The organism is Marinobacter vinifirmus (assembly GCF_002258215.1).
Classification (GTDB): domain Bacteria; phylum Pseudomonadota; class Gammaproteobacteria; order Pseudomonadales; family Oleiphilaceae; genus Marinobacter; species Marinobacter vinifirmus.
The window spans coordinates 22,469-44,917 of the sequence record NZ_NEFY01000017.1; the positions used below are offsets into that span (position 1 = coordinate 22,469).

General features: G+C 59.1%; 22 protein-coding genes and 1 pseudogene. 12 read left to right on the top strand and 11 right to left on the bottom strand.

The genetic code is table 11. The features are described 5' to 3' along the window. Window positions 1-15: 15 nt before the first annotated feature. The 3 genes from thiS to slmA all read left to right on the top strand — a co-directional run bounded on the left by thiS (window position 16) and on the right by slmA (window position 1,928). A complete protein-coding gene (gene thiS, locus B9Q17_RS15050; protein WP_094625828.1) occupies window positions 16-216 on the top strand; it encodes a sulfur carrier protein ThiS in 201 nt (66 codons plus the stop codon). A gap of 58 nt (window positions 217-274) precedes the next feature. Then, a complete protein-coding gene (locus B9Q17_RS15055; protein WP_094625829.1) occupies window positions 275-1,084 on the top strand; it encodes a thiazole synthase in 810 nt (269 codons plus the stop codon). 256 nt (window positions 1,085-1,340) lie between these two features. Then, window positions 1,341-1,928 (top strand): nucleoid occlusion factor SlmA, encoded by a 588-nt coding sequence (slmA, locus tag B9Q17_RS15060; RefSeq protein ID WP_036219146.1) that lies wholly within the window; start codon window positions 1,341-1,343, stop codon window positions 1,926-1,928. 252 nt (window positions 1,929-2,180) lie between these two features. On the opposite strand, the gene B9Q17_RS15065 is transcribed toward slmA, so the two are convergent. The 4 genes from B9Q17_RS15065 to B9Q17_RS15080 all read right to left on the bottom strand — a co-directional run bounded on the left by B9Q17_RS15065 (window position 2,181) and on the right by B9Q17_RS15080 (window position 6,161). Next, window positions 2,181-3,005: an inositol monophosphatase family protein gene (locus tag B9Q17_RS15065; RefSeq protein WP_094625830.1), complete on the bottom strand. Its 825-nt coding sequence runs from the start codon at window positions 3,003-3,005 to the stop codon at window positions 2,181-2,183. A gap of 48 nt (window positions 3,006-3,053) precedes the next feature. Then, a complete protein-coding gene (locus B9Q17_RS15070) occupies window positions 3,054-4,349 on the bottom strand; it encodes a pyridoxal phosphate-dependent aminotransferase (protein ID WP_058341932.1) in 1,296 nt (431 codons plus the stop codon). A gap of 45 nt (window positions 4,350-4,394) precedes the next feature. Further along, entirely contained in the window at window positions 4,395-5,714 is a 1,320-nt protein-coding gene (locus B9Q17_RS15075) for a substrate-binding domain-containing protein (RefSeq protein WP_094625831.1), read from the bottom strand. Between the two features lie 135 nt (window positions 5,715-5,849). Then, on the bottom strand, window positions 5,850-6,161 hold the full coding sequence (locus B9Q17_RS15080; protein WP_094625832.1) for a DUF3301 domain-containing protein: 312 nt from the start codon (window positions 6,159-6,161) through the stop codon (window positions 5,850-5,852). Window positions 6,162-6,316: 155 nt separating this feature from the next. Between B9Q17_RS15080 and B9Q17_RS15085 the strand changes: the two genes are divergently transcribed. Next, window positions 6,317-7,273 carry a helix-turn-helix transcriptional regulator gene (locus B9Q17_RS15085; RefSeq protein ID WP_244177408.1) on the top strand — a complete coding sequence of 319 codons (957 nt, stop codon included), beginning with the start codon at window positions 6,317-6,319 and terminating at the stop codon, window positions 7,271-7,273. Here the strand turns inward: B9Q17_RS15085 and B9Q17_RS15090 are convergent. Next, entirely contained in the window at window positions 7,243-10,323 is a 3,081-nt protein-coding gene (locus tag B9Q17_RS15090; protein WP_094625834.1) for an efflux RND transporter permease subunit, read from the bottom strand. The two genes, B9Q17_RS15085 and B9Q17_RS15090, sit on opposite strands and share 31 nt — an antisense overlap. After that, window positions 10,323-11,420 (bottom strand): efflux RND transporter periplasmic adaptor subunit, encoded by a 1,098-nt coding sequence (locus B9Q17_RS15095; protein WP_094625835.1) that lies wholly within the window; start codon window positions 11,418-11,420, stop codon window positions 10,323-10,325. The genes B9Q17_RS15090 and B9Q17_RS15095 overlap by 1 nt, the downstream gene beginning before the upstream one ends. 292 nt (window positions 11,421-11,712) lie before the next feature. Between B9Q17_RS15095 and B9Q17_RS15100 the strand changes: the two genes are divergently transcribed. Further along, window positions 11,713-12,216 (top strand): DnaJ domain-containing protein, encoded by a 504-nt coding sequence (locus B9Q17_RS15100; protein WP_094625836.1) that lies wholly within the window; start codon window positions 11,713-11,715, stop codon window positions 12,214-12,216. Here B9Q17_RS15100 and B9Q17_RS15105 read toward each other — a convergent pair whose 3' ends face one another. Then, window positions 12,217-13,074 (bottom strand): secretin N-terminal domain-containing protein, encoded by an 858-nt coding sequence (locus B9Q17_RS15105; protein ID WP_244177409.1) that lies wholly within the window; start codon window positions 13,072-13,074, stop codon window positions 12,217-12,219. 303 nt (window positions 13,075-13,377) lie between these two features. Between B9Q17_RS15105 and B9Q17_RS15110 the strand changes: the two genes are divergently transcribed. Beyond that, complete coding sequence (locus tag B9Q17_RS15110; RefSeq protein ID WP_094625837.1) at window positions 13,378-14,430, top strand: 3-deoxy-7-phosphoheptulonate synthase; 1,053 nt, start codon at window positions 13,378-13,380, stop codon at window positions 14,428-14,430. On the opposite strand, the gene B9Q17_RS15115 is transcribed toward B9Q17_RS15110, so the two are convergent. Then, window positions 14,375-15,046 carry a LysE family translocator gene (locus tag B9Q17_RS15115; RefSeq protein WP_094625838.1) on the bottom strand — a complete coding sequence of 224 codons (672 nt, stop codon included), beginning with the start codon at window positions 15,044-15,046 and terminating at the stop codon, window positions 14,375-14,377. The two genes, B9Q17_RS15110 and B9Q17_RS15115, sit on opposite strands and share 56 nt — an antisense overlap. A 182-nt stretch (window positions 15,047-15,228) precedes the next feature. On the opposite strand from B9Q17_RS15115, the gene B9Q17_RS15120 reads away from it, so the two are divergent. After that, window positions 15,229-16,668 carry a dihydrolipoyl dehydrogenase gene (locus tag B9Q17_RS15120; protein ID WP_094625839.1) on the top strand — a complete coding sequence of 480 codons (1,440 nt, stop codon included), beginning with the start codon at window positions 15,229-15,231 and terminating at the stop codon, window positions 16,666-16,668. 36 nt (window positions 16,669-16,704) lie between these two features. On the opposite strand, the gene B9Q17_RS15125 is transcribed toward B9Q17_RS15120, so the two are convergent. Continuing rightward, window positions 16,705-16,980, bottom strand: a complete 276-nt coding sequence (locus B9Q17_RS15125) for a DUF2061 domain-containing protein (protein ID WP_022988407.1) — start codon at window positions 16,978-16,980, stop codon at window positions 16,705-16,707. A 224-nt stretch (window positions 16,981-17,204) separates the two neighbouring features. Between B9Q17_RS15125 and B9Q17_RS15130 the strand changes: the two genes are divergently transcribed. The 4 genes from B9Q17_RS15130 to B9Q17_RS15145 all read left to right on the top strand — a co-directional run bounded on the left by B9Q17_RS15130 (window position 17,205) and on the right by B9Q17_RS15145 (window position 20,518). Next, window positions 17,205-17,678 (top strand): Dps family protein, encoded by a 474-nt coding sequence (locus tag B9Q17_RS15130; protein WP_022988406.1) that lies wholly within the window; start codon window positions 17,205-17,207, stop codon window positions 17,676-17,678. Between the two features lie 154 nt (window positions 17,679-17,832). Then, entirely contained in the window at window positions 17,833-19,509 is a 1,677-nt protein-coding gene (locus B9Q17_RS15135; RefSeq protein ID WP_094625840.1) for a choice-of-anchor I family protein, read from the top strand. Window positions 19,510-19,680: 171 nt separating this feature from the next. Further along, window positions 19,681-20,325: a DUF2057 domain-containing protein gene (locus B9Q17_RS15140; protein WP_227508345.1), complete on the top strand. Its 645-nt coding sequence runs from the start codon at window positions 19,681-19,683 to the stop codon at window positions 20,323-20,325. A 34-nt stretch (window positions 20,326-20,359) separates the two neighbouring features. Further along, a complete protein-coding gene (locus tag B9Q17_RS15145) occupies window positions 20,360-20,518 on the top strand; it encodes a hypothetical protein (protein ID WP_227508344.1) in 159 nt (52 codons plus the stop codon). A gap of 35 nt (window positions 20,519-20,553) precedes the next feature. Here the strand turns inward: B9Q17_RS15145 and B9Q17_RS15155 are convergent. Both B9Q17_RS15155 and B9Q17_RS15160 read right to left on the bottom strand, forming a co-directional pair. After that, window positions 20,554-20,934: pseudogene (locus B9Q17_RS15155) on the bottom strand (transposase); the annotation flags it as partial. 28 nt (window positions 20,935-20,962) lie between these two features. Continuing rightward, on the bottom strand, window positions 20,963-21,859 hold the full coding sequence (locus B9Q17_RS15160; RefSeq protein ID WP_004574643.1) for a cation efflux transmembrane domain-containing protein: 897 nt from the start codon (window positions 21,857-21,859) through the stop codon (window positions 20,963-20,965). A 95-nt stretch (window positions 21,860-21,954) separates the two neighbouring features. Between B9Q17_RS15160 and cadR the strand changes: the two genes are divergently transcribed. Continuing rightward, window positions 21,955-22,362: a Cd(II)/Pb(II)-responsive transcriptional regulator gene (gene cadR / locus B9Q17_RS15165; RefSeq protein ID WP_004364961.1), complete on the top strand. Its 408-nt coding sequence runs from the start codon at window positions 21,955-21,957 to the stop codon at window positions 22,360-22,362. Window positions 22,363-22,449: the final 87 nt, after the last annotated feature.

Below are 22,449 nucleotides of genomic sequence, written 5' to 3' on the forward strand. Positions count from 1 at the left end.
AAGGTGATCACAACCATGCAGGTAAAGGTTAATGGCGAAGCCGTGGAGCTCCCGAACGGAGCCACCATTGCCGCCTTGATTGAGCAACTCGCACTGGCCGGCAAACGCGTGGCGGTGGAAGTGAACGAAGACATCGTACCCCGCAGCCAGCACCCGGACTTTTCCCTCAGCGAAGGTGATCGTGTGGAAGTGGTACACGCCATCGGAGGCGGTTAATCCTCCTTGCTGCGAACGACCACTCCCGACTCTCATTTCGACAGAAATCAGGCAGGCTATGACAGACACACCAGAGATTCAGCTCCCCGAAGACAAACCCCTGGAAATTGCCGGCAAGGTGTACCAGTCCCGCTTACTGGTAGGCACCGGCAAGTACCACGACCTGATGGAAACCGGCCACGCCATTGAAGCCAGCGGTGCCGAGATTGTGACCGTAGCGGTACGCCGAACCAACATCGGCCAGAGCCCGGACGAGCCCAACCTGCTGGACGTGGTTTCCCCGGATGCCTATACCATCCTGCCGAACACGGCCGGCTGCTACACCGCCAAAGACGCGGTACGCACCTGCAAACTGGCCCGGGAACTGCTCGATGGCCACGACCTGGTGAAGCTGGAAGTGCTGGGCGAACACAAGACCCTTTACCCCAACATGCCGGAAACCCTCGCAGCCGCCGAAGAGCTGATCAAAGACGGCTTCAAGGTAATGGTGTACTGCTCCGACGACCCGCTGCTGGCCATGCGCCTGGAAGAAATGGGCTGTGTTGCCATCATGCCTCTGGGCGCCCCCATTGGCTCCGGCCTGGGCATCCAGAACCGCTACAACATCCGGTTGATTGTCGAGAACGCGAAGGTGCCGGTACTGGTGGATGCGGGCGTAGGCACCGCGTCAGACGCTACCATCGCCATGGAGCTGGGCTGCGACGGCGTACTGATGAACACCGCCATCGCCCAGGCCAAAGACCCGATCAAAATGGCCAACGCCATGCGCCTGGCCATCGAAGCCGGCCGCGAGGCCTACCTTGCTGGACGTATGCCGAAGAAGCTGTACGCCAGTGCGTCGTCGCCGATCGACGGCACCTTTTTTTGATTTAATAATTAGCCACGGAATCCACGGAATCCACGGAATCCACGGAAGGACACGGAAAAATGAAAGGATAAGGACTGTTTTGCCACGAAATCCACTAAAGAACACGAAATAAAAGCCAAAGGCCTTTTGGTTTTCTAATCAGTCATCTTTGTTCGTGTTTTTTAGTGGATTTCGTGGCAAAAGAATCTTTTCGTTTTTTCCTTCCGTGTTTTTCCGTGGATTCCGTGGCAAAAAAACAGAGCGCTGTAGTCCTGATATGACCACTCAAAAACCCAGCCGGCGGGACACAATCCTGCAGGCCCTTGTTGAATTGCTGCAAAAAGACCCCGGGGCCCGGATCACCACCGCTGGCCTGGCCAAAACCGTGGGTGTAACCGAAGCCGCCCTGTATCGGCACTTCCCCAGCAAACGCAAAATGTTCGAAGCCCTGATCGAGTTTGCCGAGGAAGCAGTTTTCTCCCGTTGCCAGGTGGTGTTGCAGGAGCAGGAAGACGTTCGCGTGCGTTTGCAGCAGTTGGTGCACCTGGTACTGGTGTTCGCCGAGCGCAACCCGGGCCTGTGCTGCGTGCTGACCGGCGATGCCCTGATGGGCGAAGACGAGTCGCTGCGCAAGCGCGCGTCCCAGTTTTTCGAGCGCCTGGAAACCCAGTTCCGCCAGGCCCTGAAAGAAGGCGAAATCCGCCAGGGTCTACGGCCCCGCACCAGCGCAGCCCGGGGTGCCGATTTCGTAATGGTGTTCCTCGAAGGTCGCATCCAGCGCTTCGTCCGCTCCTCGTTCTCCCGTTTGCCCTCCACCGACTTCGACGAGGCCTGGAGCCTGGTTGCCGAGGCCGTCTGGGGCTGAGTTCTGGTACGCCTAGCCTGCAGGTTTCGGGGGCATAGTCTTGGTAGCCTGCGAGGTCGGGGGTGTTGTGGGTGGGGCTTGCCCTTCGCAGAAGCGCTCCTTCGGCACATCCATGTGGCGCTTGTCTTCGGCCATTCATGGCCTCCGAAATTTCGGGAAAGGGTATCCAGCCAGCGCCCTACCGCCCAACCTGAAGGCTACTAAGACTATGCCCCCGAAACCTGCAAGCTAGGTGTGAACGAACACTGAAACTCAGTCGTAACCAGACGCAGAACGGAGTATGGCGCGAATCGGCTCCCATATTGCCGGGGCGGAGATGAGGATGTCGCGCCCCCAGAGGTCGGCCGGGTAGTCATCGGGTACATCGCCGAAGTGGCCCACCGTGGCGCCGGCTTCCCAGGCGATCAGGCGGGCGGCGGCGAAGTCCCAGGGGCTGACGTTTTCGTAGTAGATATCCAGACGGCCACAGGCCACCCAGCAGATATCCAGTGCCGCTGAACCGATGCGGCGCAGGTCGCGGCATTGGTGGATCATCGCATCCAGCCGGCGTACCAGCGGTTCCAGGTTGTCCTTGGTGTAGGGGAAACCGGTGGCGAACAGGGATTGCCTGGGGTCCGTCGCACCGCTGTGTTTGATGGGACTGCCATTCAGCGTAGCGCCTTCGCCCTTGGTGGCCCGGAAGGTTTCGCCGGGGAAGGGCGCGTGTACCACGCCCGCCTGCACCTGCCCGCGCTCTGCATAGGCAATGGACACCGCCACCTGGGGGTGGCCGTATGCGTAGTTTACCGTGCCGTCGATGGGATCGATGACCCACAGCGGGGTGTCCAGGGACTCGGCCTGGGACAGGTCCGGCATGGTTTCTTCAGACAGGATGCGATGATCCGGGAAGCGCTCGCGGATGGCGTTGGTGATGAACTCATCCGCCATCACATCGGCATGGGTGACCAGTTCGGTCTGGTGTTTGTAGTCGGTGCGAAGGGTGTTCTGGTCACGCTCGTGGCGGATCAGTTCGCCGGCTTCAACAGCCAGGGCTTCGGCAAAATCGGTGATTTCGCGCAGAGAAACAGAGTCAGACATGGCACCCCCGGTCAGAAAACATGAGGGTGCCAGTCTAGCACGACAGAATCAGAGGCTGTTCAGCCACTTCTCCATCTTGTCCATGGCCAGTACCAGGCGCGGGCCGGCTTCCTGGACGAAGTCCTCCCCCAGCTCCTGGTCTGCATAGCTTCCGCCGGCCAGTTCCAGTGCCTGGGTGCCGTCGAAATCCACGAACGCCAAACGCGCGCCCATGTGGTCTGGCACAAAGCCGAAATCACTGGAGGGCAGGATGGCCACGCCGGTGTCTTCCAGCAGGGCGGTGCAGAAGGCCTGGGAGGTTTTGATGTCCTTGCGGGCCAGCTTTTCACTGAAGGCGGAGAAGTCCGGGAACAGGTAGAAAGCTCCCTCGGGCTTACGAACCACGGCGCCCATGGCGCTCAGGCGGGAGTACATGTACTCGCCCACCACTTTCAGCACCCGGCGGGACTGTTTCAGGTACTCGTCGATGTCTTCACCGCCTTCGAATGCCGTGATTGCCGCATGCTGGATGGGCGCACTGGTGGAGGTGAAGGTCTCGCTGGCGATGATTGCCATGGCGTCCTGAAGCGGGCGCAGTTCCGGCGGGAAGATGAAGGTGCCGAGACGCCAGCCGCCGGCGCCGAGCCATTTACTCATGCCGGTGCTGATGATGGTGCCTTCCGGGTAGTAGCGGGCGATGGACTTGTGCCGGCCCTCGAAGTGCACTTCGCCGTAGATTTCATCCGACAACAGGATCAGGTTGTACTTGCGCGCCACGTTGGCGATGGCCAGCAGCTGATCGTCGGTGTAGGTACAACCGGTGGGGTTCGACGGGTAGTTCAGAATCAGGATGCGCGGGCGTGAAGGATCGTCCCGGCAGATGATGTCCAGCTCTTCCGCCGTCAGCTGCCAGTTGTTCTCTGCGTGGGTGGGCAGCCAGTGCACCGAACGGCCAATGATGCGGGCCTGGGGCGCGTAGGACACCCAGCTCGGGCGCGGAATCAGCAGGTCGCCGTAGTAGGCCAGCTGCAGGATGAACAGCAGCTCCTTGGAGCCCGGGCCGATCAGCACGTCTTCCCAGGTACAGCGCATGCGCTCGGCCCGGTTGATGTAACCGGCAATGGCCTGGCGCAGGCCTTTCAGCCCCTTCACTGGCAGGTAGTCTTTCTCGTGGGCGTGTTCTTTGAGGGCATTAACCACACGTTCCGGTACCGGGAACGGAGACTGGCCCAGTCCCAGCTTGATAATGTCCTTACCTTCCGATCGCAGCTGGTTGCTGAGTTCGTTGATACGCAGGGTAGAGGAAGGCTGGATGCCCCGAACGTTCAGGTTGATGGCGAAGCGGTGGTCGTTTTTGATGTCCATTGTCCCGGTCTGTTGGTTGGAGGTGACAATGGCAGTATAGGAAAATTATCGCGCCCTGATCCACACTTCCACCCGGCCGTTTCTCTGGTTACCGCTGCCACCGACAGGCATGTATTGTCCGTAACCAGTGTAGGCCACCCGGGGCAGTCCTGTCTGGTGCAGGGCCTTGCGAACGGACAGCGCGCGCAGTTCGGAAATCATCTGGGCCCGCAGTTCGTGGCTCTGGGCGTCGGCAAAGCCGATCAGCAACAGGTCGTCCGCGGAGCGGCCATGCTGTTCCAGGTAATCGATGACTCGTAGCAGGTCACGCTGGGCCTTGTTATCCAGCTTGGTGCGGCCTTCCGAGAACCGGAAGTTCACCGTCAGGCGCTGATACTCGGCGGTCAGGCGTTTGAAAGTTTCCGGCACCGAGCTATCAAGCTCCGGCTTTACCGCAATCGGGTTCTGGGAAATAAAGCCGGATTCGGCCACCAGCGCCTGCCCTTCAGTGCCGAGGGCGAACTCAATCAGTCCGCGGGCGAATTCCGGAGTCTGGTTGCCCATGGTGTACATGAACAGCCGGCGTGACAGCGGATAGTCTTCGCTGGCCACGGTGAGCTGGTTCGGTTTCAGGGCCGGGGCATTGCCGTCGGAAATGGCCAGCAGCTTGCTGTTGCGCACCGAGGCCAGGCCGGAGAAACCGATGCCGCCCGGGTCCCGGGACACGTCGTCGGAAAGCTGGTCGTTGGATTCATAGCGCAGGGCGCCGCTGTCCAGCGTGTAGGTTTTACCGAGAACCAGGGATTTGAAGGTATCCCAGGTGCCGGAACGGTCGTCCCGGGCGTACAGGCTGATGTCGCGGTCCGGGCCGCCAAGTTGTGACCAGTTGCGGATTTCGCCGGCATAGATCTGCCCCAGCGTCTGTATGCTCATCTTGCTGACCGGGTTGGACGGGTGCACCAGGATGGCCAGGCCATCGATGGCAATTACGTGCTCGCTTTCCAGTGCGGTCAGGTCGGCCTGTGCACTGACCTGCTGCGCTTCCCCCGGTTTCACCGGCCGCGAGGACGCCCAGATGCCGGCCTGGCCGCTGGCCAGGGTACGAAAACCGGTGCTGGAACCGTGGGCAGCCACCAGCACGCTCACGGTGCCGCCTTCGCTGGCAATGCTCAGAATCTTTTCGTTTTCCACGCCGGTGGAGTCGGTCTTAACCGCGCCGCTACCGATGTGTTCCAGGTGGCCGGTCACCAGCATGGGGGCCAGGGTGGCACCTACGGTGTTGGAGCCGTGAATTTCCAGGTTATGGGCCAGGGTGGAAGACAGGGGCAGGGCAGTCAACAGCGCCAGTGCGCCGGCTTTGAAAGCTGCAGAAACGGAATAAGACATCGCCAGAAAACCTATTCAGGACAAGAAGTTGTGCTGGCGCAAGGATGCTACATAAATATGACAGTTATGTTTCAGGTCGGCCGGGCAAGGCCTGGATTCGGAATTTTCAGGTAGCGAATTGTAAGCAGTCTTCAGTCAGAACCGGTGTGGGTCCAGCTCCATATGCACGATCTTGCGGCCGAGCATGATCACCCGGCCGGTATAGCGTTCCTCACCGGTGGTGGCGAAGTCGAACAGGAACCGGCGCCATACCCTCAGGCTGCCTTGTCGGTCCCGCTTGAACCACAGGCCCCGCAGGTACACGGCATCGTCGAGCAGAAGCACGTCCATGCTTTTGCAATAACGGTGAGCGGCTTGCAGTACCGAGTCTTTGATGGCCTTGGCCTGCCACCAGTACCAGACCAGAAAGCCGGCAACGAAAAGCCAGAAAAGGGTTCCGAGGGTCAAGGGTGTGTCCTGTTATGTTGCCTGTGTGAGAGTTTGATAAGCATCAATAAATCCCTATTAACCACAAAGAATGCAGGGGTTTTGCGAGATCTGGCTAGGGATTTGTGGGAATGTTGCTTACAACAGCAGTCTCACCTTTTACCTGTCTGAGTAGTATGCAGAACTTTATCGTCAATTCCGAGCTGGAATCTTACCTTCGCCTGAACCGCGCCGCCTGCGGGGAGTGGACGCTGGCCCTTCAGGATTTGCTGGGCTGCACCGGGCTGGTTTGTGATTTGTCCCGGCCGAAAGCCGAAGCCGGCTCGTTGTCGGCGCTGGAAGTCGGAGCGGGCATGGTTGCCGCTTTGTCGGTCAGCCAGAACCTCATCCTGAAACACTGCTGCCTGGATTCGCCCTTGCTGGTGTTCCGGGTTCAGGGGCGGTGTGAGGTTGTGTCTGCCGGTAAGGCAGCGACCACGGTCTTTCCGTTTCAGGTATTTCCGCCTGCTCAAACCTTCAGCCTGAGGGTGGCGGCAGACAGCCGTGTGCTCCTGCTCCGGCTGGCAGACCAGCCCGATGCGCCGCATACAGGCCCGGCCATTGGTGATGCGATCACCCGTTGTATCCACGGGTTCCTGTTCCAGGTCGGATTTCTGCAAGACCACGATCACGGATGCCGGGCGGCGGAAACCCTGTTGCAGGAGATCAACGGGATACTTCGCGGAAACACCGCTGCTGCCTCGGCAACGACAGCCATTCCGGAGCCCGACCGGCGGCTACTCAAGGCCATCATCAAGATACGGACAGAGCCGGACTGGCCCTTTGACCTGCAGGATTTATCCAGCCACGCCGGAGTGAGCGAGCGTAACCTCTACTACCTGATGAAACGGCAGACCGGCATGACACCCTACCGCTATTACCAGCGCTGCCGGCTGATTCGCGTGCGCCGGCGGCTGGTGGATTGCCAGTGCGCAGTGCCCCATATCTCCCGCTACGCAGGTGATGAAGGCTTCAGCCACTTTGGCCGTTTCGCGGCGCTCTACCGGGAACACTTCGGAGAGCTGCCCAGCGAAACGGTTCAGTGGCGCCGGCGTATGCAGGCTCAGGAGCTGCTGGCGCCGGCACTTTCCTGATCTTCGTGCTCATCAGCGGCGGAGCCGTGATGATCACGGGCGAGCAGGATGTAGAACGCCGGCAATACGAACACGGTGAACAGGGTGCCAATGCCCAGGCCGGCACTGATGGTCAGGCCGATGGCAAACCGGCTTTCGGCGCCAGGCCCTACTGCAATCAGCAGCGGCACCATGGCGAAGATCAGTGCCAGTGAGGTCATGATGATCGGCCGCAGGCGAATAGCTGCAGCCTCAATCACCGCCTCTACCTTGTTCAGGCCTTGCTCTTTCTGTAGCTGGTTAGCGAATTCCACAATCAAGATGCCGTTCTTCGACACCACACCAATCAGGGTGATCAGGCCCACCTGGGTGTAGATGTTCATACTGGCGAAGCCCAGTACGATGAACGCCATGGCGCCGGCAACGGACATAGGCACCGACACCAGGATGATGATCGGGTCACGCCAGCTTTCGAACTGCGCCGCCAGTACCAGGTAGATCACCAGCAAGGACAGGAAGAAGGTCACCACCAGGGCGCTACCCTGGGTCGCCAGCTGCCGTGATTCGCCGGTGTAGTCGAAGCTGAAGCCCTGCGGGAACACTTCTCCAGCAGTCTGCTCCATGAACTCCATGGCGGTACCGGCTGCCACGCCGGGCATGACCACCCCTTCGAGCGTGAGCGAGTTCAGCTGGTTGAACTGGGTGCGGTTGGATGGTTCCACTTCCTCGGTAAAGCTGACCACACTGGACAGCGGCACCAGCTCGCCGTTGCCGGCGCGGATGTAGTAGTCATCCAGTGCTTCACGGCTGGCGCGGAACTGGTCGTCCACCTGCGGAATCACCTGGTAGGAGCGGCCTTCCATGTTGAAACGGTTGATGTAACCACCACTGAGCATGCTGGCCAGCGACTGGCCAACATCCTGCATCGACAGGCCCAGGTCTGCCACCCGGTCACGGTCCACGTTAATGCGGGTGCTAGGTTTGTCGAAGTTAATGGATTTCTTCAGGAACATGAAGTTGCCGCTCTGCATGGCCTTGCCCAGCAGTTCATCGGCCACCTGGTCCAGCTGCTCGTAGCTGCCGCCGGTGGTGATCACAAACTGGAACGGCAGGCCACCGCCGGAGCCCGGCAGGGCCGGCAGCGGGAACACTGCAGTCTGCAGCCCGGTGACATTCTTCAGCTCGGCATCCAGCAGCGGCTGGGCCTCGAACTGGCTGATTTCCCGCTCGCTCCAGGGCGACATTTTGAAGCCGCCAAACACGGCGTTCGGGCTGGTCACACCCAGGATCATGAAGTCTTCGTTGTAGCCGGGCACGGTGGCCATGCGGTCCTGCACTTCCTGGCCGTGCTCATAGAGGTAGTCCAGTGTGGACGTTTCCGGCCCCAGGCCCTGATAGAACAGGATGCCCTGGTCTTCGGTGGGGGCCAGCTCGTTCTGGCTCATCATTACCATGAAGTAAATGGAGCCCAGTACCACCACAGCGAAGAACACCACCACCGACTTGGTCTGCATCAGAGAGGTCAGTGCTGCTTTATAGGCATTGGCCAGGCCGTTGAAGGTTTTCTCGACCAGTTGCTCGAACTTGCCCGGGTTGCCGTGTGGCTTGAGCACCTTGCCGGACAACATGGGCGATAGGGTCAGGGCCACGATGCCGGAGATGACCACGGTGCCGGCCAGGGTGAAGGCGAACTCGGTAAACAGCGAGCCCACCAGGCCACCCATAAAGCCGATGGGGGCGTACACCGCCACCAGGGTGGTGGTCATGGCGATGATGGGGGTAGCCATCTCCCGGGCGCCGTTAATGGCGGCCTCGAACCGGGATTCGCCCTGTTCGATATGCCGGTGCACGTTCTCCACCATGATGATGGCGTCATCCACCACCAGGCCGATGGCCAGCACCATGGATAACAGGGTCAGCAGGTTCAGGGAGAAGCCGAACATAAGCATCACGAACGCGCCACCAATCAGCGACAGCGGCACAGCCACCGACGGCACTACCGAGGCCCGCACCGAGCCCAGGCACAGGAACACCACCACCAGTACGATGATCATGGCTTCGATCAGGGTACGGATAACTTCGTTGATGGAGTCGTCGATAAAGTCCGAGGCATCGTAGGCCAGGCGTACATTCAGGCCGCTGGGCAGCTGGCTTTCGATGTCGGGCAGTTCGTCTTTCACCAGTCCGGCTACCGTCAGCGGGTTGGCTCCGGGCGCCATTTCGATGGCCACGTAGGTGGCCGGCTGGCCTTTGTACAGGGCCAGCTGGTCGTAGTTCTGGGAGCCCAGTTCCACCCTGGCAATGTCCTGAAGGCGGATCAGCGTGCCGCCGGATTGCTTCACTACCAGGTTGCGGAAGGCTTCCGGGTCTGCGATGTCGGTGTCGCTGGTCAGGCTCACTTCGGTGTACTTGCCCCGGGTCTGGCCCACAGCGGCCTGGTAGTTGTTGGCGCGCAGCTTGGCGGCCACCTCCACCGGCGTCATATCGACCGCCGCAAGTCGCTCCGGGTCCAGCCATACCCGCAAGGCGAAGGTACGGCCCAGCAGCTGGGCCTTACCCACGCCAGACAGTGCCTGCAGCTTGGGCTGAACAACACGGGTCAGGTAATCGGTAATCTGGGGTACATCCAGCTCGGTGCTGTAGAAGGCGATGTACATCAGTGCGGTGTCGTCACCGGTGGTGGAGGTGATCACCGGGTCTTCGGCTTCTGCCGGCAGCACGTTGCGCTGGCTGGCCACCTTGGCCTGGATTTCCGCCAGGGCATCGTTGGCGTCGTAGTTCAGCACCATCTTGGCCTGGATGGTGGACACGCTCTGGGAGCTGGTGGAGGTCAGGTAATCAATGCCGCTGGCTTCGGCAATGGCCTGTTGCAGCGGCGTGGTGATAAAGCCCTTGATCAGGTCCGAACTGGCACCGGGGTAGGCGGTGGTTACCGTCACCGTGGTGCTTTCCAGCTTCGGGTACTGGCGGATTTCCATTTCCATGGCGGCCCGGGCACCGAGCAGCAGGATCAGCAGGCTGACCACCGTGGCCAGGACTGGCCGGTGGACAAATATATCGGTGAATTTCATTACTCAGACGCCTCCTGGCCGGATTCGTCCTGAATCTCAACCCGCTGGCCGGCCCGGAGCCTGAGCAGGCCCTTGGCAACCACGGTTTCACCGGATTCGAGGCCGGACGTTACGGAGGCCCTGCCCTCACGGACTTCGCCAGTGGTGACGCTGCGGCGGCTGACCACCAGCTGGCCTTCATCGTTTTCTTCCACTACGAACACGAAGTTGCCGTAAGTGTTATAGGAAATAGCCTCGCGGGGCAGGGTGACCACTTCGTTATCCCGGGGCTGGCCGGTCTGGACAGTGGCAAACATACCCGGGCGCAGCAGGTTATCTTCGTTGTTCAGGATGGCGCGTATGCGCACGGTGCGGGTTTCCGGGTTCACCGAGGTGTTAATGGCGCTGACGTCACCCTCAAAGGTGCGGTCAGGCACTGCGGCTACAGTGACAGACACCGGATAGCCCTGGTCGACATCCGGCAGGTATTTCTCGGACAGGGTGTAGTCCACGTAGATCGGATGCAGCATGTTGATCTCGACGATCGGAGTGCCGGTGCCAATGTACTGGCCCTGATCCACCATCCGGATACCCAGCTTGCCGTCGAACGGGGCCTTGATCACCTTTTTGTTCAGCTGGGCCTCGGCCTCGTTCACCCGTGCCCGGGCGGCATCGTAGTTGGCCTTGGCTTCGTCGTACTGGGACTGGGACACGGCGCGCCGCGGCAGTAGGTCGGAAATCCGCTTGAACTCCTGCTGCGCCAGTTGAGCCTCGGCCCGGCGGGTGCGGAGGGCGGCTTCGTCGATAGCGGCATCCAGGCGAACCAGGACGTCTCCCTGTTTAACCGTATCGCCGGATTCAAAGCTGATGCTTTCAATCACTCCCGGCACCTCGTTGGCCACCTCAATACCGTTGATGGCTTCTACGCTGCCCACCGCCTTGATGGCCGGCTGCCAGTTTTCGGTGGTTGCCTCGGTCACGGAAATGATCGCCGGCGGCTGCGGCTGTGACAGCATTTCCTTCATCTGGCCAAACTGCATGAACTTGTAGCCGAAGATGCCGCCAAGGACGACACCAAGGAAAATGATGACGATGACAAAACGGGATGCGGTGCGCATAGGTCTGTTCCTGGGAATAGAGTTCTTGAGACTGATAACGTCGCTGGGATGGGAAGGCTGACAGCTTTCCTTGCGCATCAGATGACAGCGACCAGACGCTTGCTGCTCACTCGGGCGTCAGCTCAGCGTTAACCAATAGGATGCTACAAAAAGCACTTGAGTTTGTCACCCGTTTGCAGAAAAAACGCAGTATATGTACTGCTGCGTCTTACGTCTAAATGACGGGGGTGGATCTGATCTCCGCGGTAATCTGTTATGCTCCGGTGACGATACAAGCGGGTGAGGATTTGGAATGCAGTTGATTCTCGGCCTGGCCCTGGCGGCCGCCGTGTTTGTCATCCTGAAAAAATGGGGTGCGCTGTCGCCGGAAGGCCAGAAAGCGGCCATCTGGAAAGTGGTGCTGGTGGCTGGCGGTGCCCTGTTGCTGTTTATGGTGCTGACCGGCCGGGTGCACGTGATCACTGCCGGCATTGCGGCCCTGATTCCACTGCTGAGAAAACTGCCGGCGCTGATGCGCTACGCGCCGATGTTCCGCAAGGCCATGGACGATTCCTCCGGGCCGGAAGCTTCGGGACAGGCCGGTACGGGTGACCAGCGTGCACCGGTTGCCGGCGCTATGACCGAGCGGGAAGCCTGCGATATTCTGGGAGTGACGCCGGGTTGCACCCGTGAAGAGGTGGTGGCTGCCCACCGCAAGCTGATGCAGAAGGTGCATCCGGATCGCGGTGGTAACGATTACCTGGCCGCCAAGCTCAACGAAGCCCGGGACCTGCTGATCGGCAAACGCGGCGCCTGATCAGGGCAGGATATCCACTTTCACATCGATGGCCAGCTGTTCCGCCAGGCTGCTGTTGCGCTGATAGACCAGGCCGCCCTGCTGGCGGCTTTCCGATGTGCTGACCCCGCCCAGAGACACCCATTGCCCCGGCTCCACCCGGCGGATGGTCACCAGCGCCTCGGTTTCATAGCCGGGCAGTGCTGCCGGGTCTTCCTCGAACGATACAATGTTCAGCTCCACTGCCTGGCCGGAAATCGACTGGGGGCTGACCACAAACCCGCTGCGGGTTTCCACCTGTTCCAGGATCACCGCCGGGTTGCGGCCACCCTGAACGGCGAAGGGGAGGGGGCGCACGCTGCCGGAGGTAATGTGAGCAGATTGCCCGTCCTGAACCACCAGGTGGCGCTGGGAGCTTGAGTTGCTGGAACGGCTGCTTTGCTCGACCCCGGCGGATACCCGGTTACGGTTTACGCTGACACCAGCACCGGAACCCGAGCTGTCTGAACTCTGCCGGTAGCGCACGGTAATGCGCATCTGTACCGGAGGTACATCCAGCGAGCCGACCAGGGTGCCGATTTCATCCAGCAACACTGGCTCTCCCCTTACAACCAGTTGTGTTCCACGGGCCGTTACCGACACTGGAGCTTGCTGGTACAGGGTGCGTACCTGCTGCGCCATGTCTTCGGCGGTGCGGTTCTGCAGCTGGTAAATGCGGGTTTCCTGTTCTGCCCGGGCCGCCGCCGGAGCCGCCAGGCCAAGTATCAGAACGGCCAGCAGGGCCAGAGTGGAAAACCGGGCGAAAGGATTGTGCATCTGGGCCTCCGAAGCCACGTTAACGACACCCACCGGAAAATAATCCGGATTGCGGGTTGCCAATCTGAAAACCGCGGGTATATAGTGAAAAGCATGAAGACTCTACACACAGCCTGTCAATTGAACGTTCTGAAAGCTTTCGGTGAAAAACTGAAGGCCGCAGGTTCTGCTGTGTATTTTTGGTGGTTTGATTATGGCTTTTATTTTAGCCAGAGCCCGGGCCGCCCGTAAGATCTTCATCGACCGAACACAACGAGGAAGGCAGCCCGGCAAGCAACCCAGGCTGCCACCGGACTCCGAAAAGCCCCGACTGGTAGCCCAGCCGGGGCTTTTTTGATTCTGATACAGGGAAACGGGAACACAGACATGAACATGCCGCTGAAATCTGAAACACTGGATGCGCAAACCTCAAGCGCCTGCCAGCACCGCCAGGAAGCCAGACTGCCCTCCGCCGCCGAGTTGCGCCAGCAGTTTCCTGCCGATGAGCAACTGGTTCGGGCCATTGCCGGTTACCGTGAACAGATCCGCGCTGTACTGCACGGTCAGGACGACCGCACCCTGATTGTTATGGGGCCCTGCTCCATTCACGACGAACAGGCCGCCCTGGACTACGCCACCCGCCTGAAAGCGCTGTCAGACGACGTCAGTGACCGGTTCCTGATTGTCATGCGCGCCTACCTGGAAAAACCCCGCACCACCGTGGGCTGGAAAGGTCTGCTGTACGATCCGGAACGCACCGGCCAGGGCGACCTGAAGCAGGGCCTGGAGCGTTCCCGCAAGTTGTTGCTGGCGTTATCCGAGCTTGGTTTGCCGCTGGCCACCGAAGCTCTGAGTCCATTCATGATGGATTACCTGGGTGACCTGGTGAGCTGGACCGCCATTGGCGCCCGCACCACCGAATCCCAGATCCACCGGGAAATGGTCAGCGGCCTGCCCATGCCTACCGGTTTCAAGAACGGTACCGATGGCGGCATTACCGTGGCCAGCCATGCCATGAAGTCTGCCTCGCACCCTCACCACCACATGGGCATTTCCCACAGTGGCTCACCGGTGATGATCTCCACCGTTGGCAATCCGGACACCCACCTGGTGCTGCGCGGCGGCCGGGGCGTGACCAACTACGATGAGCTGAGCATCGCCAAGGCAGTGGCAGAACTGGAAAAAGCTGGCGTATCAACGGCTGTGATGGTGGACTGCAGCCACGACAACGCCTGCAAACAGGCCGAGCGGCAAGTGGATATTGCCCGGGATGTGATGGCCCAGAAGCGCAACGGCAACCGGCACATCAAGGGCCTGATGCTGGAGAGCTTCCTGGAATTCGGTCGCCAGGATGACGGTAAAGAGCTGGTCTACGGCTGCTCGATTACCGATCCGTGCCTGGGCTGGGAACAGACGGAGGCTCTGATCCGCTCACTGTAGACAACAACAGCTGCCCGGCCAGCAGCACCAGGATGCCCCCCATGGCCCGATCAAGCCAGTGTCCGAACCGGTTGAAACCCCGGCGGACACGGGGGTGGGTAAAGAACACCGCCACCATGGCAAACCACAGGCCCGTGGCCAGTGCCATGTACAGGCCATAGCCTGCCTGCAGCACAATGGGTGTGCCCGGGTTGATCACCACCGAGAACAGGGACACAAAGAACAGCGTTGCCTTGGGGTTCAGGGCGTTGGTCAGAAACCCGAGCCGGAAGGCTGCCATTCCTGTCTGTAGGGTCTTTTCAGCCGCATCCACATGCACTCCGCCCGGCCTGGCCCGCAGACAGTGCCAGGCGATGTACAGCAGATAAACCGCGCCAACCACCTTCAACACGGTGAACAGCATCACCGACTGCTGGATGATCAGCCCGATGCCCAGCAACGAATAACCCACGTGCAGCAGAATACCCAGGCCAATACCGATGGCGGTCAGCAAGGCGTTGCGCCGTGACTGAGTGAGGGCCTGGCGCAGCATCACTGCAAAATCGGGCCCCGGGCTGGCAACCGCCAGTAAGTGCACCAGTGCGACCGTCAGAAACTCCAGCCAGTAATTCTGCACCTGTTTGCTCCTGTTAACGTAGTCACCTGTTGAGCGTTATGGTCGTAAACCTGTGAAGGTGGTTGCCGGCAAGCATAGAAGGATTTTTTTCCGGTTTCACCTGTCAGGATTCCGTAAGCTTTCTATACTTATAACTTAACCTGCAGAAAAGACGGGAATTTCCGGTTTTCATAGGAGGCCAGATGAACAAGCGTGACGTGGATGTAGCGATCATCGGCGCCGGCACTGCCGGCATGGTGGCTTATCAGCGGGTGGCAAAGAAAACCGACCGTGTGGTGTTGATCGAGGGCGAACAGTACGGCACAACCTGTGCCCGGGTGGGCTGCATGCCCAGCAAACTGCTGATTGCCGCTGCCGAGCGGGCCCACGACCTGAAATCCGCCGGCGACTTCGGTGTGCTGGCTGGCGATGTCCGAATTGATGGCCGGCTGGTAATGCAGCGGGTACGTGCCGAGCGGGACAAGTTTGTGGCGCCGGTGGTCCGCTCCATGGAGAAACTGCCGGAAGAACATCGCCTGATGGGCCATGCCCGCTTTCTGGATGCCCACCGCCTGGAAGTCGGCGACCATACCGAAGTCCGTGCCGATCGCATCATCATCGCCACCGGCTCCCGCCCCAACATACCGGGTATCTTCAAGGAAGCCCGGGACCGGCTGATTGTGAACGACGACATCTTCGACTGGCAGGACCTTCCAGACTCTGTCGCGGTCTTCGGCCCCGGGGTCATCGGCCTGGAGCTGGGGCAGGCATTAAGCCGGCTGGGGGTTAAGGTGCACCTGTTCGGCGTCAGCGGCGGCATCGGCGGCCTGCGGGATGAGAAAATCCGTGACTACGCGCTGAAAACCTTCAGCGAAGAGTTTGCCTTCAGCCCGAAAACCGAAACCCGCCGGGTGGAACGGACAGACGGTGGTGTGCAGATTACCTGGCTGGAAGACGGCAAAGAGCACCAGGAAACCTTCGACTATCTTCTGGCGGCCACCGGGCGCCGGCCGAATATCGATAACCTGGACATCCAGAACGCCGGCATCGAGCTGGACGACCGGGGCATGCCGGAGTTCGACCCTTACACCCTGCGCTGTGGCGACAGCCATATTTTTATCGTCGGGGATGTGAATAACCACCGGCCGTTGCTGCATGAGGCCGCAGATGAAGGCCGCATCGCCGGAGACAACGCGGCGGCATATCCGGAGGTACAGACCGGGTTGCGCAAAACCCCGCTGGCCGTGGTGTTCAGCGACCCCCAGATTGCCTCGGTGGGCCTGACCATTCACCAGGTGGATGAAAAGTGCCGGGGCTGCTTTGCCGTCGGTGAAGTGAGTTTCGAGAACCAGGGCCGCAGCAAGGTGATCGGCAAGAACCGGGGCCTGCTACGGGTGTACGGCGAGCATGGCAGCGGATTGTTCATGGGCGCGGAAATGTTCGGCCCTGCGGCCGAGCACATTGCCCACCTGTTGGCGTGGTGCGCCCAGAAGCGGATGACCGTGAGCGACATGCTGGAAATGCCGTTCTACCATCCGGTGATTGAAGAGGGCTTGCGATCAGCCCTGAAAGACCTGAACAGAAACCTGAAACTGGGCCCGGAGCCCGCGGAAGGCTGCATGGACTGCGGCCCGGGTGTTTAACCCGGGCCGCAGTGGGAGCTGACCTGTGTCAGTTCACTATGACGTGTGATGTTGCAAGCTTACCGGTGCGGCGGCAGCGTCCCTTGCATTTTGCTGGTGCCGTGCCCATATCTTCTCATGGAAGAAGTAGGCCACGGTGTTGATGGCCGGTTCCACCATGGCAATCAGGCTGCCGATCAGGATGTCACCGGTCAGCAGATAGGCCACTGTGAAGGCCACGGTAAAGTGGGTGATGGCGAAGGTAATCGTTTTCAAAACCGACTGATCACCTTTCGTGCTGTGCTCGTGGACAAACAGTTTCAGTGTGCTCATGATCAACTCCGCGTTTATCAGGTCTATGATTCAATTTAAGGACAAACGAGAATTATTTTCAAATAGATCATGCGATATCCTGCGATAGGTTCGAGCTATAAGGTTTCAGGCTATCGAATAAGCTTTTACTATTAATGACATTAAGTAATGGAACTGGGCTCAGGGCCCGGAACTGACTTAGAGTAGTAACCAGAGACAACCCGACGACGAATCAGGAGGTTCAAATGGGTAAGAACTTTATTGGTCTGGATACCGAAAAAACCGCCGCACTGGCTAGCTCACTGAATGATCTGCTGGCCAACTACCAGATCTTTTACATGAACGTGCGTGGTTACCACTGGAACATCAAGGGTGAGAACTTCTTCCTGCTGCACGAGAAATTCGAAGAGCTGTACAACGACCTTCTGCTGAAAGTGGATGAAATTGCCGAGCGTGTACTGACCCTGGGCCACCGCCCGGCTCACGCGTTCAGCACCTACATCGAAACCGCCGAAGTACCGGAGCGCAAAGACGTATCCAACGGTAAAGAAGCGGTTGAGAACATTGTTGAAAGCTTCGGCAAGCTGATCGCCAAGCAGCGCGAACTGCTGGAACTGGCCGGTGAAGCCGGTGATGAAGGCACCTCCGCCCTGATGAGTGATTACATCTCCGGGCAGGAGAAAGACGTGTGGATGTACCGGAGCTACCTGGGCCAGTAAGCCAGGCAGAACGGTAACCTGAAATGGCGGCTCCCCGGAGCCGCCATTTTTGTATGTGCGTCATCGACTTGTCTTTTTTCTGACGCGGTTTTGTCATCTGTTTGCCATAGCTTGGGTCGTCATTTACACACCGACGACACAACCCGAGGTAAACATGATTTTCCAGCGAACCCTTCTGACCTCCGCCATTCTGGCCGCCACCGTTGGCCTTGCTGCCTGCGCTACCGGCAGCGGTTCTGACACCCAGCCCAAGGCTTCCTTGCCGGGTCTGATCGAACTCAATGTACTGGGAAGCTACAAGGCTCCGGGCAATGTGTTCGATGAAAGCGCCGCCGAAATCGTCGCTCATGATGCTGCCAACCAGCGCCTGTTTGTGGTGAATGCCAATGCGGCCACCGTGGACGTACTGGATATTCGTAACCCGTCTGCACCGGTGCTGGTTAACACCATCGACGCCAGCCGAGAAGGCGCCTCCGCTAACAGTGTGGCGGTGTATGGTGACCTGGTCGCCGTCGCCATCGAAGCCGAGGTGAAGCAGGACAACGGCAAGGTGGTGTTCTACAACGCATCTGACCTGTCCAAGGCCGGTGAAGTGACCGTGGGCGCCTTGCCAGACATGGTGACTTTCACCCGCGATGGTCAAAAAGTGCTAGTTGCCAACGAAGGTGAACCGAATGACGACTACACCCGAGACCCCGAAGGTTCTGTAAGTGTGATCGACCTGGCTAACGGTGTGGACAAAGCGACAGTGAAAACCGCCGACTTCCGCGCCTTCAACGGCCGCGAGCAGGCCCTGCGTGAAGCCGGTATCCGTATCTTTGGCCCGGGTGCCTCTGCCGCCCAGGATTTCGAGCCGGAATACATTGCGGTTTCGGTTGATAACACCCGCGCCTGGGTCGCCCTGCAGGAAAACAACGCCGTCGCGGTGCTGGACATTGAAAATACCCGCATTCTGGACGTGCTGCCGCTGGGCTTCAAAGACCACCGCATGCTGGGTAACGAGCTGGATGCCAGCAACAAGGATGGCGGCATCAACCTGCGCAACTGGCCCATCAAGGGCATGTACCTGCCGGATGCCATGGCCAGCTATGGCTACAACGGCAAGACCTACTACATCACCGCCAACGAGGGCGACTCCCGGGATTACGATGGCTTCAGTGAAGAATACCGGGTTAAAGACCTTCAGCTGAGCGAGGCTTTCGGCACCGAGGCCCAGCGCAAGGAACTGCAGGACAGCGCCAACCTGGGCCGTCTGAAAGTGACCGGCACCCTGGGCATGGCTAATGATTGCGATCCGTCCAGCAGTGCCACTGATGTAGAGAAAGACTGTGTGTTCGGTGAACTCTACAGCTACGGCGCCCGTTCTTTCTCTATCTGGAACGAGCAGGGCCAGCGGGTGTTCGATTCCGGCAATGATTTCGAGCGCATCACCGGCAACCTGATCCCTCACGGCTTTAACGCCAGTAACGATGAAAACGGAGCCGACGACCGTTCAGACGACAAAGGCCCGGAGCCGGAAGCGGTCACCATTGGCGAGATCAACGGCCAGAACTACGCCTTTATCGGCCTGGAACGGGTGGGTGGCATCATGGTGTACAACGTGACCAACCCCCAGAACCCGCAGTTTGTGCAGTACCTGAACAACCGGGATTTCTCTGCCGACAAGGCGGCGGTAGAAGCTGGTAAGGCCGGTGACCTGGGCCCGGAAGGCCTGGCCTTTATCCGCGCCGAAGACAGCCCTAACGGCCAGCCGATCCTGGCCGTGGGTAACGAGGTGAGCGGCACCACCACGTTCTATGGCATTGACGTGGTGGGCGACTCAGCCAACTGATCCTGAAGCCTTTATTGCCCATCAAAACCGCGCCTTCGGGTGCGGTTTTGTTTTTTCGGATACTGAGTCTTAAAAACCGACTTTCCATAACACTTTGTAATAACTCTGTCACAACCCCCCTCCATAGTGTCGTCTCAGTTGAGTTAACACCTTAGTCATCGGATTCAGAACGTGACGAGATTTACCCGCATTACCAGTTTGATGATGGCCCTGATGCCGCTGCCGGTTTTGGCCGAGGTACAGCTGACTCTCGGGCCCTGCGTGAACGTTCAGGCGGTTCAGGGCAGTGAACAAACGGCTTCGGCTGGCCAGGCTATGACGTTGGCCGATGGCACCGCGCAACTGGTGGTGGAGTGCACCACCGAAATCGGCCGGGAAGAAGTGCTGGAAACCAGCGACGCCTTTGTTGTGCGTTTTGACGCTACTGACACCGAGCTGACTCTGAGCGCACCTGACATTGATTCCCGGAACGAGATGGACAGTTTCAATCAGCAGGGCGACTGGCAGCTGACAGACCGCCAGGGCGAACGAGTGGCGTTCACCGCCGATGTGCTCGAGAAAGAAGGTTTCCAGCTGGTGCGGGACTATGCCCGTGAGCTGGCCGCCTATAACCGTTCCGGCGCCGCAGCCGCAGTGACTGCACCGGCAGCCACCGCAGGCCCGGCACCGTTAACCAACCAGGAAGGGTTGTTGCTGGATTCGCACGTCGATCCGGATCAGGAAATGGTCAGCAGGATGCTGCGCTACTGGTATCTGAAAGCTGACGAACAAACTCGAAAAGAGTGGGACAGCTGGGTCGATTCCAGCAACCGATAAACACCAAACCAAACTGAAAGTGGAGTTATAAGAAATGAAGAAGCTTCTTCTGGCTGTTGCTGTGTCTACTGTTGCCGCAGGTTCTGTAAACGCTGCGACCATCTACGAAAAGGACGGATTCACCTACAAGCTCAACGGTGATTTCCAGATTCAGCTGCGTAAGAAAATTGGGGTATACGGATTTAATGGTTGATGGGGCACCTTCACCCCATCAATCTGATACCACCCTCAGATGGTTGATAGATCGACTCCGTAGTTGAGTTCCTCTGCGAAGTCCGGCAGTCCGTAACCGATGGTTTTCTTGTAGAAAGGAGAGACCTTCGCAGTCGGTGCCTTTTTCTTGTGCTTCGTGGTGTAGAGCATTCGTGCCCGCATCACCTCGAAGGAGTAACCGCGCCCTTCACGGTTCTTGTCCTTGGCCAGTCGGTTGATGGACTCCGTGTAAGCGTTGGTGACGGGCATGTCCGTCTCGAAGTAGGTCATGGTCTCTTCGCGCCAGTTTCCCACTGCCCTGACCAGATCGCTCCAGACTTCCTTTTGGCCCTTCGGGATGGTGGCTATCCACTCGTCCAGGGCGGCTTCTGCCTGGAGCCGTGTGGTGGCGTCCCAAGAGCTTTTTGCCAATAATGAGCATTATTTAACCCTTCAACGCCAAAATGCGTCTGGCACCGTTAAGTACAATGCCCCCCGCGATGGTGCCGATAATCAGATCCGGATAATTGGAACCGGTCCACGCGACCAGGGCGCCGGCGGTGATGACCCCCAGGTTGATCACCACGTCGTTGGCCGAGAATATCCAGCTTGCCTTCATGTGCGCCCCGCCTTCCCGATGTTTGGATATGAGCAGCAGACAACTGGTATTGGCAATCAATGCGACGAATGCGATAGCCATCATCACCAGCGATTCAGGCTCACTACCGAATACAAAGCGTCTCACCACCTCTACGAGCACGCCCACAGCCAAGATCAGTTGCAGTACACCAGCAAGATGCGCGGCACGTACCTGCATTTTCACGCTATGTCCAACCGCATAAAGGGCAAGCCCGTACACCGCCGCATCGGCAAAATTGTCCAGGGATTCTCCAATCAGGCCGGTGGACTGGGCGATCAGACCGGCAGTCATTTCCACCACGAACAGAAGTGCATTGATGCCGAGCAACCAGCGCAGGGTCCCGGATTCTTGCTTAGCAGAAGCTGCCGAAAACTCGGCGGCCTTGATGGTCTCCGGATTTGCAGCGACGGTTTCCTGAAGCGAGGCGCCTAGCCCCAAGGTCTTCAGTTTCGAGGTGACGGGCTCGACCTCGCCGTCATGCACGACCTTCAGCCGGCGGTTCGACAAGTCGAAGGACAGCGCCCGAATCTCCTCAAAGCCGTTCAGGGCTAGGCGAATCATTCGTTCTTCTGATGGACAGTCCATCTTCGGCACGGCATAAACACTGACCCATCTCCCTGGCGCCTCGGAGGAGGCCTGTATATCGGTATCCGCTGCGGACGTTGCATCACCGCCACAGGCGCCACCACAGGATTTGCTCATGATACGACTCCACTTGAACAATGTTGTGGTACCATTTAAAACTATAAAGCTACTATAAGGTCAATAGAGTAAAGAATCCGTTGGGGAGGAGGCTGATGCGCATTGGTCAGTTGGCGCAGTTGGTAGGGGTCGAAACACAGACGATCCGCTTCTATGAACAGCAGGGCTTGTTGCCGCCGCCTGATCGGCAGGACAACGGTTACCGTGTCTATACCGAGAAGCATGGTGAGGGGCTGGCCTTCATCCGTCGCTGCAGAATCCTGGGCCTGTCACTGGCTGAGATTCACGAACTACAGAGCTATCAGGACGACCCTCATCAGCCTTGTACCGCCGTCAACGCCTTGCTCGATGATCACATCTCTCATGTGCGGTCGCAGATAACCGCTCTGCAAGCGCTTGAGAAACAACTCGTTTCACTGAGAGCGAGTTGCAACGATGACCGGGAAGTTGAGGCGTGTGGGGTTCTTGCTGGAATTAGCGAAGGAAACATGCACCAGCAGTAGGTGAAGCATCAACCAGATAATCCGATGAGATGCCGGTCTGTCTCACTCTCATGCAAAGGTAAGATCAACCATTTAATCCGCTTACCC